Origin of the sequence: Candidatus Poriferisodalis sp. (genome assembly GCF_965208925.1) — a bacterium.
Lineage (GTDB): Bacteria > Actinomycetota > Acidimicrobiia > Acidimicrobiales > Poriferisodalaceae > Poriferisodalis.
In genome coordinates, this window is the sequence record NZ_OZ242364.1 from 2529691 (window position 1) to 2543042 (window position 13352).

Consider the following 13352-nt stretch of genomic DNA (forward strand, 5'->3'; position numbering starts at 1 on the left):
CGTCGTCAGCGTCTGTCGGCGAGCCGCTCACGCAGCGCAGCCAAGCTGCGGCCGGCACCCCAATCGTTCGCTTCCAAGGCCAGGAGCAAGTCGACGAGATTGCGGTCTCGCGCTGCACAGAGTTCGGCGACTGGTTGGCCGCCCGACTGCTCGTCGGACTGGGCGATCAGCGTGGCGACGAATTCTGGAGTCAGTTCCGGCACGTCGGTGAGCTTGGTCCAGGGCAGGTCGAGTGTCGGGGCGAAGTGCTCCACGAAGTGCCGGAAACCGCCTTCCCCGCCGGCAGTGGCGTAGGTCTGGAAGACGCCCATCTGCGCCCAGCGAAGTCCGAACCCGAGCCGCATGGCATCGTCGATCTCCGAAACCGTGGCGACGCCGTCGTGGACCAGCCACAGTGCTTCCCGCCAGAGGGCCTCCATCAGACGGTCGGCCACGAATCCGTCGATGTCGGAGCGCACCCGCAGCGGCGACATTCCCGCTGCGCTGAACCAACCCATTGCCCGTCCGATCGCGGCCTCGGAGGTGCGAGCGCCGCCTACCACTTCCACTAGCGGCAGCAAGTACACGGGGTTGAAGGGGTGGCCGACCACCAGACGCCGAGGGTGACGCATCTCGGCCTGCAGATCGCTGGGGCGGATGCCTGACGTGGACGAGGCGATCACGGCATCCGGCGCCGCAGCGGCCTCGATCTCTGCGTAGGCGGCCTGCTTGACCGTGAGGCGCTCGGGCACGCACTCGTGGATCAGCTCGGCACCCGCCACGGCGGCCGCACAGCCGGCATCCGGATCGGCAATGCGGACGACGCCTTCGGCTGCGCTCGTGTCGTCAGTGAGCAAACTCAGGCGTCGCCATGCCGTTCGCGCTGCAACCAGGGTTGATTCGATCATGCGGGCAGCGTCAGGCGACGGATCCGCCACGGCCACGTCGATACCGCACAGCGCCCAGCGTGCGGCCCACGCCGCGCCGATCACACCGGCGCCCACGACGGTGACGCGTTCGGGAAGCCTCCCGTCGGTTGCGGCGAGGCCGCCGGCAGGCGACGGGTCAGTCAATGCCGCTTCAGTTCGAGCTTGTCGCGGACTTCTTCGGGGCCGATGACCCGGTAGTTCATGGCTTCGAGGATCTGCTTCGCCCGGGCTGCGAGATCGGCGTTGGTCGCGAGTCGGCCGCGTTCGAGATACAGGTTGTCCTCGAGCCCGACCCGGGCGTTGCCGCCCGCGACGGCCGCCAGTGCCACGTACGGCAGCTGATCGCGTCCCAGTGCGAAGGCAGAGAAGGTCCAGTCGTCGGGCACGTTGTTGACCATCGCCATGAACGTGTTCAGGTCCGGCGGGGCGCCCCAGCGGATGCCCATGCACAGCTGCACCATGACCGGTGCTTCGATGACCCCGGCGTCCACCAACGCCCTGGCTTCCCACAGCTGCCCGGTGTCGAAGGCTTCGATCTCGGGACGCACGCCGAGCGCCTGGATCTGGCGGGCCATCTCCATCAGCGTGTCGTGGGTGTTGGTGGCCACGTAATTGCCCTCGCCGAAGTTCATGGTGCCGCAGTCGAGCGTGCAGATCTCCGGCAGCAGCTCGCGGACGTGAGCGAGGCGCTCGGTGGCGCCGGCCATGTCGGACCGCAGCGGGTCGGGAGGCAGCGGCTGCTCGACCGAGCCGATCACGAAATCGCCGCCCATGCCGGCAGTGAGATTCAGCACGACATCGGTGCTCGACGCCCGCACGCGTTCGACCACCTCGCGGTAGCAGTCGACATCGCGGCCTGCGTCGCCGGTGATCGGGTCGCGCACGTGCACATGGCAGATGGCAGCCCCTGCGTCGGCAGCATCGATCACGTTCTGGGCGATGTCGGCGGGCGTATAGGGCACCTTGTCGGACTTGCCGACCGTGTCGCCGGCTCCGGTCACCGCGCAGGTGATGAAGACGTCAGGCATCAGCTGGATCCTCCTGATGAGCACTGCGGCGCAGCAGCACGCGCAGCCGTGAATAGAACTCGTCGGTGTCCATGTACGTGCCGATGAGCCGCCGGCGGGTTCCCGGACGCGGCTCGAAGGCATCCCGTCCGTGCAGCACGCGGCGGTTGTCGAACACCACGATGTCGCCCGGCCGGAACGGGTATCGCATCTGGAACCGGTCCGAGACGGCCGTCTCGCTCAGCAGGCGCATCGCTGCATACGCACGGTTCACCTCGGCGGCGGGCATGGCGGGGAAGGCTCTCACGGGATGAAACGCCCGGTAGGTGTACGGAATCCGCCCGTCGCCCGTATCGATGACCGGCCCCTGCCAGCGATGATCGTGGTCGGGCGAACGGTTGAAGAACACCCACTCCAGCATGGTGAGCGCCTCGAACGCGTCGGACTCAGCCACACGCAGATGCTCGGCGATGGCCAACCCATCGGCCATGGTCGACCATCCGCCCTCCACGCTGTTCTCCACGCAGTGCAGCAGTTGCAGTCCGGGCGGGACTTCCCGGGTCGGCAAGTCGGTGTGGGGCGCGAGCCGCTGCCCGGTGTTGGCCAGCGAGGTCGGCGTGATGTCCACATCGACGTGCCAGGTCAGTCCGAAATTGGAGTCGCGCATGGCGCCGATGAGTCCCGCGATCTGTGCGACAGTGTCGGGACCGTTCCCGCTGTCGGCGAGGCGGATGAGCCCGTAGCGCGCTAGATCGCACAGTGCCGCGGCGAGCGCGCTGTCGTCATCAAGAAGGGCTGGGCCGTCGTGGGTGACCGGCTCGCTGTGCTCGGCCGCGGTCCACGCCACGGGAGCGGGAATGACCGCAAAGGGCCGGTGCATCTGGTCGGCGACATGGCGCAGCCACCCGGGATGGAACTTGGCGTCGCGGTGCTCGGGCTCGAAGGTCACCTCGAGCGCCCCGCCGTCCAGTTCGATCCGGCCGAGTGACAGATGGGCATCGATATGAGCGGGGTCCAGTTCGCACTCGCGGGTCACCGGGTCGATGCCGCCGGCACCGGGTGCGTTCTCTCGCAGCCACATTGGATGGCACTCGAGTGTCGTCCCGTCGGGCCATTCCAGCACCGCAGCACCGCTTGCGGCGAGACTGGCTGAAGCCAGCGCCGCCCACGGGTACGTGTAGTAGTCCGGCGTAGGCCAGTCCGCAGCGGGCCAGTCCGGTGTGGGCGGATGGGCAGGAACCCGCTCGGTCACTGGGCAGATTGTCTCACAGCCCGCCCGGCTGACCGGTCCATCTGGCCCGACCCATGCAGCCGTGTACTGAATTGCCGATGCGGTGTTCGCTCAGATGCTCTCGGCGGCCGCGAGGCCTTCGGGATCGACGTCCTGACCGGCCGCCATGGCGGCAAAGATCTCGGGCGGCTCGCGCCACGATTCCGCTGGATTGCCTGTTCTGGCCGCCTCGATTGCTTCCCACACCCGCTGGGGGCTCATGGGCATGTCGATGTGCCGGATGCCGAGGTGCGCTACGGCGTCGATGACGGCGTTCTGCAGCGCCGGCGTGGATCCGATGGTGCTGGCCTCGCCGATTCCCTTCGCACCCAGGGGATTGAGCGGCGAGGGCGTTTCGGTGCTGTGCACCTCGAAACTCGGGAACTCGGCGGCAGACGGGAACAGGTACGTCATGAGCGTGCCGGTCTGCGGGTTGCCGTCGTCGTCGAAGACCACTTCCTCGTACAGCGTCTGCGCTGCGCCCTGGGCGATGCCGCCGTGCTGCTGGCCCCGCAGCAGCAGCGGGTTGATCACCGTGCCCGCGTCGTCGACGGCGATGTGGCGCAGGTAGCCGATCTCGCCGGTGTCGGTGTCGACTTCCACGACCGCAACGTGCGCCCCGAACGGGAAGCTGGCCTCGCCCTGGTCGAAGTCGAGCTGCGCCGCGAGTCCCGGGTCGACGGGCTCGCCTCGCGCGGCAGCGTTGATCTCAGCCTCGGTCGGGTCGCCGAGCAGCCCGTCAGGCGCGTCGTCGACCGTCCCGGCCAGCTGCGCCCAGTCGACCGATCGGGCCGGCACGCCGGCCACGCTGAACGTGCCCGTTGCGGCATCGAGCACGATGTCGTCCACGCTGGCCTCGAGCAGGTGCGCCGCGAGCCGCTGGGCCCGGTCGATCAGTACGTCCGTGGCGTTGGCCACCGCCGAGCCGCCCACCTGCACCGAGCGGGAGCCGCCGGTGCCGCCGCCACGGGGCACCAGATCGGTGTCGGACTGGATGAACCCGATGCGCTCCACATCGATGCCGGTGCGGGCCGAGACGATCTGGGCGAACGTCGTGTGATGCCCTTGGCCGTGGGCACTGGTACCGACCCGAATGGTGGCGCCGCCGTCGGGTTCGATGCGCACCGCAGCGAACTCGCTGGTGAGGCCGCCGGCGGTGATCTCCACGAAGCTGGCGATGCCGATGCCGAGCTGGCGCACGTCGCCGCGTTCGCGCCTCACGCGCTGCTCGGCTCGCAGATCGTCGTAGCCGGCGAGCTCGACAGCTCGGCGCAACGGCAGCGCGTAGTCGCCGCTGTCGTAGGTGACGCCGGTGAGCGTGTCGAAGGGGAAGGCATCGGGCGAGATGAAGTTGCGCAGCCGGATCTCGATGGGATCGATGCCGGTCTCGATGGCGGCCTGATCGACGAGCCGCTCGAGCAGGGCGGCCGCCTCGGGCCGCCCGGCGCCCCGGTAGGCGCCGGTGGGCGTCGTATTGGTGACCGCCGTGGCCACGTCGAACCGGATCGCGGGGAAGGCGTAGGTGCCGTTGGACATCCGCTTAGTGCCCGCCGGCAGCATCGTGCCGATGTTGGGGTAGGCGCCCGTGTCGCCCACCAGACGCACCCGCAGCCCGGTGAACGTGCCGTCGTCGCGCACGCCGAGCTCGGCGTACTGCACCTGCGCGCGGCTGTGCGCCAGGGTGGTCATGTCCTCGCTGCGCCCCGGCGTCCAGGTGACGGGACGGTTCAGCCGGTCCGCGAGCGCCGCCACGACGGTGTGCTCGTGGTACAGGCCGGCCTTGGCGCCGAAACCGCCGCCGACGTGGGGAGCGATGACACGGAGGCGCTGGGCATCCCAGCCGAGCGCGCCTGCCAGCTGCATCTTCGTGAGGTGCGGCATCTGCGTCGCGCAGTACACGGTCATGCGGCCGTCGTCGCCGGGCACGGCTGCACACGAGTTCGGCTCGAGCGGCACCGCGGCGATCTTCTGGTTGACGTACCGGCCCCGCACGACATGGGCGGCGCCGTCGAGCGGATCGACGCCCGGCGGATCGGTGATCTCGGTGGCGACGTTGTTGGGCCGTTCGTCGAAGAGCGCTGGCGCTCCGGGGGCGAGCGCGGCCTCGGCGTCGGTGGCAGCGGGCAGCGGCTCGTAGTCGACGGCAACGAGCTCGGCGGCGTCGACGGCCTGGACCAGGGTCTCGGCCACGACAACGGCCACTGCTTCGCCCACGAAGCGCACCTTGCCGTCCGCAAGCGGGGCGCGGGCGAACTCGTCGGCCACCTTGACGAACCCGTGGTGCGGGGCCACGCCGAGCTCTGCTGCGGTGACGATCTCGATCACGCCAGGCGCCCGACTCGCCTCGCTGGTGTCGATGCCGCCGATATGCGCGTGGGCGACAGGGGAGCGCACGAATACCGCATGGCATATGCCGTCGGCGTCGTGGTCATAGACGTAGCGCCCGCCCGCGGTGAGCAGCTCAGGGTCCTCGTTGCGTCGTACCTCGTTGCCCAGGATCGATCCGGCCATGGGCGGCGAGGCTATCGACGGGCCGTCACGCCGGTCCGGACGGGTGCGGTCGTTGCGCTGCCGCCGTGACCGGCGGCACTGTGCCGTACGCTGCCGCCGTGACCGGCGGAGACGTGTACACCCACGGCCATCAGCCCGCGGTGGTGGCCCAGCATGCGAGGCGTACCGCTGAGGACTGTGCGGCATTCGTGCGTCACGTGATCGAGCCGGACTCCCGGATCCTCGATGTCGGCTGCGGTCCGGCCTCGATCACCGTCGGCTTGGCTCGATGGGCTGAGCGCGGCCACGTCATCGGCATCGAAGTGACTGACGAGATCCTGGCGACTGCCGCGGCCACGGTCGCTGAAGCCGGCGTCGCGAATGTGACGCTGGCGAACGAGTCGGTGTACGAGCTGCCGTTCGACGACAGCAGCTTCGATGTGGCCTATGCACACCAGGTCTGCCAGCACCTGTCCGACCCGGTGGCGGCGATCTCCGAGATGGCCCGGGTGGTCCGCCCAGGCGGCTGGGTGGCAGTGCGCGACTCGGACTACTCGACGATGCGGGGTTATCCCTCAAGCACCGAGATCACACGATGGCGAGAGGTGTACCGGCAGGTCTGCCGCCACAACGACGCCGAACCCGATGCCGGCCGGCATCTGTTTGCGTGGTTCCGCGCCGCGGGCCTGCCCGAGGTGCAGATGTCGGCGTCGGTGTGGCAGTTCTGGACGCCCGAGACGCGGCGCAATTGGGGTTACTCGTGGGCCGATCGGTGCCTGAACACGAGCTTCGCTCGCCAAGCCGTCGACTACGGCTACGCGACGTCAGCCGAGATGGAACAGATTGCCGCCGGCTGGCGAGCGTGGGCCGACCATCCAGACGGCTACTTCCACTTCATTCACAGCGAGGCACTGGCGCAGGTCGCCTGAGCCCGCAGCGGCCTGCGTGCTACCCGCCGCTCCGGTGTGCCGTGACTGCCGTCTCCAGAGCGCGGGCAGTGGGCGGGTCTGCGCCTGCGCGCGTGCAGGTGAGTGCGGCTGCCGCGGCTGCACGTTCTGCGATGTCTCGCCATTGCCCCAGTTCGAGCGCGGCGAATGCAGTCCGGTCGGCACCTAGCAGCTCCCACAGCGAGGCAAGCACAGTGCCCACGAACGAGTCGCCGGCGCCGACGGTGTCGACGACATCGACCTGCGGGGCCGTCACATCGAGCTGGCCCTCGGCTGTGAACACGGTGACGCAGCCCTTGCCGCGGGTGACGATCACCGTCGCGACGTGGCCGGCAAGCAGCTCAGCGGCGCAGTCCTCGGCGGCACGCCTGGGCCAGATCCACTCCAGGTCCTCATCGGAGGCCCGGTAGAGGTCGGCCGAATGCAGCCAGCGCTGGTGGAAACGATCCCACCGATCTCGATCCTCGATGATGGCGGGCCGGACATTGGGGTCGAGCGAGACGAGGCCGTCATGACGCTCGGCCAGCGAGGCCAGCACTCCGGCGGTGCGCCCGCGGAACATCCCGAGCGTGCCGCCATGCAGGATGTGAGACCCTTCGTCAAGAACGGTGAGGTCCGCCGCTTCGAGAGCCGTGTCGGCGGTGCTGTCTCCTTCGAAGCGGAACGACGGATGCGGCGTCAAGCTGATGATCGCTCTTGCCGTGGGTTCTGCGCCCCGCTCGCACGCCCGCAGGTCGACGCCGCTGCCTTGCAAGTGGCGCCAGATGAGCTGGCCTGCACCGTCGGTGGACACCCGTCCCACGAATGCGCTCGGTGCCCCCAGGCGCGCCGCGGCGATGGCGGCATTCATCGGACCGCCCCCGGGTACGGCACGCGATTCGTCTCCGTCGAGCACGTCCACCAGTGCTTCGCCGCAGCAGACGATCACCGCCGGGACTCCATCGGGGCAGTCTCGCTGGCAGCGGCCATGAAACGGCAGGTGTCAACCGCGAGACTGTCCGCCGTGGACAGCACGATTCCCGACAACTACCCCGCGCTGGTGGAACGGGCCGCAGCAGCGTTCGGCGACACGGAGGCGATTCGCGACGGCGACATGTCGATGACGTACACCGAGTTGGCCCACCGCACCGCCGAATGCGCGGCGGCACTCGTGGCCAATGGCCTCGAGCCAGGCGACGCCGTCGGCCTGTGGGCACCGAACGCGTGGGAATGGGTGATCGCGGCCATGGGGACGCTGCGGGCGGGCGGCGTCATCGTGCCGGTCAACACGCGTTTCCGGGGTCGTGAGGCGGCGTACGTGCTCGATCGGGCGCGGGCGAAGCTGCTGTTCACCGTGGTGGGGTTCCTCGGGTACGACTACGTGCGCGACCTTGAGGCCGCCGCGGCCGAGGGTCACACCGTCGATTCGCTGGAACGCACGGTAATCCTGCGCGGTGACACCCCGCCGGGCACGACCTCGTTCGAGGACTTCGTCACTGCGGCGACGGCCGAGGGACACGAAGAGGCTGCCCGCCGTGCCGCGGCCGCCGCCGGCGACGACCTCGGGTTGGTGATGTTCACCTCCGGCACGACCGGGCTGCCCAAGGGCGTCATGATCCGGCCGGGGGCGATCATTCGCGGCTTCAGCCAGTACGCCGACGAACTGGGCATGCGTCAGGGCGACCGCATGCTGGTCATCAACCCGTTCTTCCATGCGTTCGGATTCTGCGGATCCATCACGCCCTGCATCGTGCGGGGTGCGACGATCCTGCCGCATCCGGTCTTCGACGTAGAAGCAGTGCTGGCACGAATCGAGTCCGAGCGCATCACGGTGCTGCCGGGCCCGCCGGCGATCTTCCAGTCAATGGTCAACTTCGCCGGCCTCGACGACTACGACACGTCCAGTCTGCGCTCAGCCGTCACTGGCGCCGCCACCGTTCCCGTCGAGACCGTCGTAGCGATGCGCGAGCGGCTCGGATTCGAGACGGCGATCACCGCATTCGGCATGACCGAGACGCACGGCATCGCCACCATCTGTTCAGCAGGCGATCCTCCCGAGCTGGTGGCTTCCACGAGCGGCAAGGCGCTGCGGGGCATCGAGCTGCGTGTGGTGGATGACGACGGTCGAGACGTGCCGGTCGGCGAGCCGGGCGAGCTGCTTGTGCGCGGGTACTGCGTGACGTCGGGGTACCTCGACGACCCTGCCCAGACGGCGAAGACCATCGACTCCGACGGCTGGCTGCACACCGGGGACATCTGCGTGATGAACGACCTCGGCTACATCGACATCACCGACCGCAAGAAGGACATGTACATCAACGGCGGCTTCAACGTGTACCCCGCCGAGGTGGAGAACGTCATGTCCGAGCACCCGCTGATCGGCCAGGTGGCCGTGGTGGGGGTGCCTGATGAGCGGCTCGGCGAAGCCGGCGCTGCGTTCGTGGTGCCGTCGCCTGCGGGGGCGCCCGATGCGGACGAGCTGCGTGCGTGGTGCCGCGAGCAGATGGCCAACTACAAGGTGCCCCGGTACTTCTGGAACGTGGAAGCGCTGCCGCTGAACCCCTCCAACAAGGTGCTCAAGACCGAGCTGCGCGACTGGGCCGCCGACCGGCTGGCCTGAAGCTCAGTCCTGCTTGGACTTGCCGGCGGCCTTCTGGTTCTTCTTCCAGATGCGGACCTCGGCGAGGGCATCGGGGCCATCGATGTCAGCCACCGAGCGCGGGTGGCCGTCGGCGAATGGTCCCGCGGCCGCCTTCCAACCCCGAGGCGCGACGCCGAAGCGCTTGGCCAGGATCGCCACGAAGATCTTGGCCTTCTCGTCGCCGTAGCCGGGAAGAGCCCTCAGCCGGTCATACAGCGCCTTGCCGCTGCGCACATCGGCCCAGACGGCGCCAGCATCGCCGTCATAGTTCTCGACGATGTAGCGGGCCAGTTGGCCGCAGCGCTTCGCCATCGACCCAGGGAAGCGGTGCAGCGCCGGCTTTTCCTTGAACGCCGCTTCAAGCTCGTCGGGATCCATCTCGGCGATGGATGCCGCCGAATACCGGTCTCCCAGTCGTTCGGCGAGCACAGCCGGCCCCTTGAAGGCCTTTTCCATGGGGATCTGCTGGTCGAGCATCATGGCCAGCAGCAGCGAGAACGGGTCGTCCCGCACGAGTTGATCGGACGCCGGATCGCCCGTGACCGCCAGCGTTCCCCGTTCCGAACCCGTGCTGCTCGCCATAGCGCCGCACGCTACCGCTGGCGCATCAGGTCTTCGACGCTGCGATCAGCCCCAGCAGCGGACGGATCCGTCGGAGCGAACCCCGCATGCGTAGTCAGGGCCTGCCGATATCTGCGTGATTCTGCCGCCCGGAGGACGTGCCCTGCCGATGGTCCCCGACCCCCAGCAGGTGACGGTTCCGTCGGTCCGCAGAGCGCACGCGTAGTACGTCGACACCGACACCGCCGTGAAGGAACCCGACGGAGGATCGGCAGGCGTCCGCAGCTTGGTCGTCTCGAGGATTTCGGATCGCCAGGTCCAGCACTCGAGCCGGTTCGCGGTTGTCACTGCGCAGGCGCGGTACCAGCCGACGGACACCTCGGTGAATGTGCCCGACGGCGGATCGTCAGGCCATGCCTCACTGCTGCCCCAACAGGCGAGCGTTCCGTCGGTGCGCACCCCGCACGCATAGCCGATCGTGGCCGACACCGAACTGAATCGCTGGTCGTCGCTCGGCGGTGGCACTGTGTCGTCGCTCGACCAGGCCCAGCATTCGGCCTTCCCGCTCGAGTGCACAGCGCAGGTCTGACCGCGGCCGACCGAAACGTCAGTGAACTCGCCGTCAGGCACGGTCATGTCGCCGTAGTAGTCCCAGCAGGCGAGGCGTCCGCCGGCCCCGACGGCGCACGCCACGCTGCTGGCTTCGCGAAAGCCGCCGACAGAGACGTGGCTGAAGCTGCCTTCGGGCAGAGCCCCGGGATCGGGCGGCCGCCACCCTTCGACGCTGAGCGATATGCCGAGATATTCGCGGTCCCAGCATTCGACTGCGCCCTTGACCGTGATGCCGCAAGGATGAGTGGACCCCACGGATACCTGGGCGAATCCGGTCGATGGCGGTTGAGGACCGTCGCCGTATCCGTTGCCCCAGCAGCGCGCCTTGCCGTCGGTTCGCAGCGCGCACGCATGAAATCCGCCAGAGGAGATCTGGATGAATCGCCCAGCCGGTGCCAGCGCCGGCCGATTCGCATAGCCGTACTGGCCCGATCCCCAGCATTCGATGTGGCCGTCGGCGGTGATGCCGCAGAGATCAGAGGTCTGGACGAACTCGCCGCCGCCTGGGGGTGACGCGGGATCGGGCGGACTCGCGTACCAACAGGCAACACTGCCGTCGGTGCGGGTGCCGCACCTGCTCCCGACGTGGGCGAATCTCCCCGGCAGAGACTCGGTGAGACGTATCTCGCGCGGGTCGTTGTAGGACTCGCCCCGGGCGAAGTACCAGCAGGCCATCGTCTGATCGTCTCGCAGACCGCACAGGCTTCCCTCGCCGAGCGAGGAGAGTCGCAGATCCGGGGGTGACTCGACATCTCCGAGCGAATAGCCGCCTAGGGAGCCCCAGCAGGCGAAGCTGCCGTCAGCGCGAAGTGCGCACGAGATTCCGTCTGCGGTCATCACTTGTATGAACTCGCCGTCCGGCGACGCCGTTTGGCCGTAGTAGCCGTCGCCCCAGCAGTGCACGGTGCTCTGAACGGTCAGTGCACACGTGTGGTTGTCGCCGGCTGCCACCTGCAGGTACTTGCCGCTGGGGGCGCTCGCGTGGCCCCAGGTGTTGTTGGAGCCCCAGCATTCGATTTCGTGATCCAGTGTCACCCCGCAGGCGTATCTGTCGCCCACTGATATCTGGGTGAACGTGGGATCCTGAGGTTCTGGTCCTGTCTTCGCGTGCCGTCGAACGGGTCTGAGCTCGATGCCTCCGACGGTGGCTCGATCGTCGGCGTCCGAAGGATCCGATACGTCGGTGAACACCACCTTCCAGTCGCCGAACGCATCGACTCCCAAGATGAACGTCCCGGGTTCGCAGAGGGCATCTTCGGATTCGCCGATCAGCACCGGCAGCGTGCTGTTGCCGGAAGTCGAATCACCCCTGAGGTCCGCAAGGGTCACGAGGCGCGGCTGATGCCCGCAGTAGATGGCTGCGCCGTGCAGCACAACCCTGAACGCCTTGCCGTCATTCCCGGTGACTGATGACTCTGCAATCCAGCTGCCTGCACTGAGATCTACCGGCGTGCCGACCGGTCCGGAGCCCGTGACCGTGACCGACCCGTCGGACTCCGCGATCATGAGCTTGTTGTCCGCGTCCTTGCGGGCCTCTCCGGTCCCTTCGCGCAGTTCGAGAGTCCAGTCGCCGGATGCACTGACCCTCAGCGTGAAGACGATCACCTCGCACCACTCATGATCGGGTGGGCTGATGGTCAGGGTCGCCGTGCTGCGGGGCGAGAGTTCTCCGCTCAGTCCGCCGGCGACTCGGTCCTCGGCCCCGTTCTGACATTCGGGCAGGTCCGAGTAGTGGGGGCCGACGTACGCCAAGTCAGCCGAGCTCTCTCCGTCAACCGATGAGAAGGCAGCGGTCCATGAGCCGCTCGCAAGCGTCAGCGGCAACTGGGTTGCATCATGTCCCTCGATCGTGAGGATGGTGCCCGAGTCGTCGACAGCATCTCGCTCGACGATTTGCTCGGAGTAGTGCTCGAACACCACGCTCCACTGGCCGGTCGCAGTGACTTCGAATGAGAAGGGGCCGGGACGGCACCAATCGGCCCGTTCGTGACCGATTCTGAATGGGCGAACGGCAAAGCCGCGGTCGCCATCGGTGATGACGTCGTCGATCAGCGTGATTCCTCGCGGCCAGTTCTGGCACTCCGAGTTGTGACTGCCGAGCACCATGACGACTTCGCCGGCGTTGTTGCGGACGTACAGGTGCGCAGTCCAAAGGCCCGAGGGGAGGTGCACCGTCGTTTCGGTGCTGCCGTGGCCCCCGACCAAGACGGAGGCCTCCGTCTCGCGGACATAGGTCGCTGTCGTGTTGGGCTCAGATGGGAATTCATCTGGCTCCGGCGTTCGCGGCTCACCGTCGTCGTCCGGCTCGGCAGCCGTTCCGTCGGGATCCTCGCCAGCTCCCGGTTCGGTGGGCTCGGAATCTGGGTCGCTGGCGGGCTCTGCGCCCGGTGCGGACTCGTCGGCGGGATCGGACTCAGCCGGGGTGTGATCCGCAGAATCGGCGGCATCTCTGTCGCCGGCTCCATCGGGCGCTGTGTCCGGGTTACTGGGACCAACGGCTGCCGTTGGGTGTGTGGCGACCGTCTCAGGTGGTGCCGCTTTGATCGGCGCGGAATCCGTTCGGGGTTCCGCATCGGCATCGGTACCTGAGACCTCGGTCCGCGCTGTGGGAACCGAGGATTGCTCAGTGTCGGTAACCGGCGCCGAGCATGCGCCCAGCACTATGGCGGCAGCGATCACCGGAAGGAAACAGCGCACGAGGCGAGGCGCGGATCTCCCGCAGAATGAGCCGCTCACCACGCCTAGCCTCCTGCGCTCGACACCATCGAGGCTAGTGAGAGGTCGAATTGCGCCCTGAGCGACGATGCGACTCTCGTCTGGTCGGGTGACGGCAACTAGGCGTGCGGGCGCTGACCAAGTGGGGCTTCGGGGGAGTCACGTTTCGCTGCGCCTGGCCCGGCAACGGTCACTGCCGACGTTTACCGGTTGTCGTCCATA

9 protein-coding genes are annotated in these 13352 nt (G+C 68.1%); 2 read left to right on the top strand and 7 right to left on the bottom strand.

Annotation, left to right across the window (positions count from 1 at the left end):
* Positions 1 to 5 precede the first annotated feature (5 nt).
* The 4 genes from ACOGI5_RS11115 to ACOGI5_RS11130 all read right to left on the bottom strand — a co-directional run bounded on the left by ACOGI5_RS11115 (position 6) and on the right by ACOGI5_RS11130 (position 5696).
* On the bottom strand, positions 6 to 1052 hold the full coding sequence (locus ACOGI5_RS11115) for a 3-hydroxyacyl-CoA dehydrogenase NAD-binding domain-containing protein (protein WP_419864481.1): 1047 nt from the start codon (positions 1050 to 1052) through the stop codon (positions 6 to 8).
* Complete coding sequence (locus tag ACOGI5_RS11120) at positions 1049 to 1936, bottom strand: 3-keto-5-aminohexanoate cleavage protein (protein ID WP_419864482.1); 888 nt, start codon at positions 1934 to 1936, stop codon at positions 1049 to 1051. Before ACOGI5_RS11120 ends, ACOGI5_RS11115 begins: the two co-directional genes overlap by 4 nt.
* The gene (locus tag ACOGI5_RS11125) at positions 1929 to 3167 is read right to left on the bottom strand and encodes a TauD/TfdA family dioxygenase (RefSeq protein ID WP_419864483.1); all 1239 of its coding nucleotides are present in this window, start codon (positions 3165 to 3167) and stop codon (positions 1929 to 1931) included. Before ACOGI5_RS11125 ends, ACOGI5_RS11120 begins: the two co-directional genes overlap by 8 nt.
* Positions 3168 to 3257: 90 nt before the next feature.
* Entirely contained in the window at positions 3258 to 5696 is a 2439-nt protein-coding gene (locus tag ACOGI5_RS11130; protein ID WP_419864484.1) for a xanthine dehydrogenase family protein molybdopterin-binding subunit, read from the bottom strand.
* A 98-nt stretch (positions 5697 to 5794) separates the two neighbouring features.
* Between ACOGI5_RS11130 and ACOGI5_RS11135 the strand changes: the two genes are divergently transcribed.
* On the top strand, positions 5795 to 6604 hold the full coding sequence (locus ACOGI5_RS11135; RefSeq protein ID WP_419864485.1) for a methyltransferase domain-containing protein: 810 nt from the start codon (positions 5795 to 5797) through the stop codon (positions 6602 to 6604).
* A gap of 19 nt (positions 6605 to 6623) precedes the next feature.
* Here the strand turns inward: ACOGI5_RS11135 and ACOGI5_RS11140 are convergent, their stop codons facing one another.
* Entirely contained in the window at positions 6624 to 7550 is a 927-nt protein-coding gene (locus ACOGI5_RS11140; RefSeq protein ID WP_419864486.1) for a carbohydrate kinase family protein, read from the bottom strand.
* A 75-nt stretch (positions 7551 to 7625) separates the two neighbouring features.
* Here ACOGI5_RS11140 and ACOGI5_RS11145 point away from each other — a divergent pair, with 75 nt between their 5' ends.
* Positions 7626 to 9221, top strand: coding sequence for an AMP-binding protein (locus ACOGI5_RS11145; protein WP_419864487.1), 1596 nt, complete (start codon positions 7626 to 7628; stop codon positions 9219 to 9221).
* A 3-nt stretch (positions 9222 to 9224) separates the two neighbouring features.
* On the opposite strand, the gene ACOGI5_RS11150 is transcribed toward ACOGI5_RS11145, so the two are convergent.
* Positions 9225 to 9824 (bottom strand): HhH-GPD-type base excision DNA repair protein, encoded by a 600-nt coding sequence (locus ACOGI5_RS11150; RefSeq protein ID WP_419864488.1) that lies wholly within the window; start codon positions 9822 to 9824, stop codon positions 9225 to 9227.
* A 45-nt stretch (positions 9825 to 9869) separates the two neighbouring features.
* Positions 9870 to 13151, bottom strand: coding sequence for a hypothetical protein (locus ACOGI5_RS11155; protein ID WP_419864489.1), 3282 nt, complete (start codon positions 13149 to 13151; stop codon positions 9870 to 9872).
* Positions 13152 to 13352: the final 201 nt, after the last annotated feature.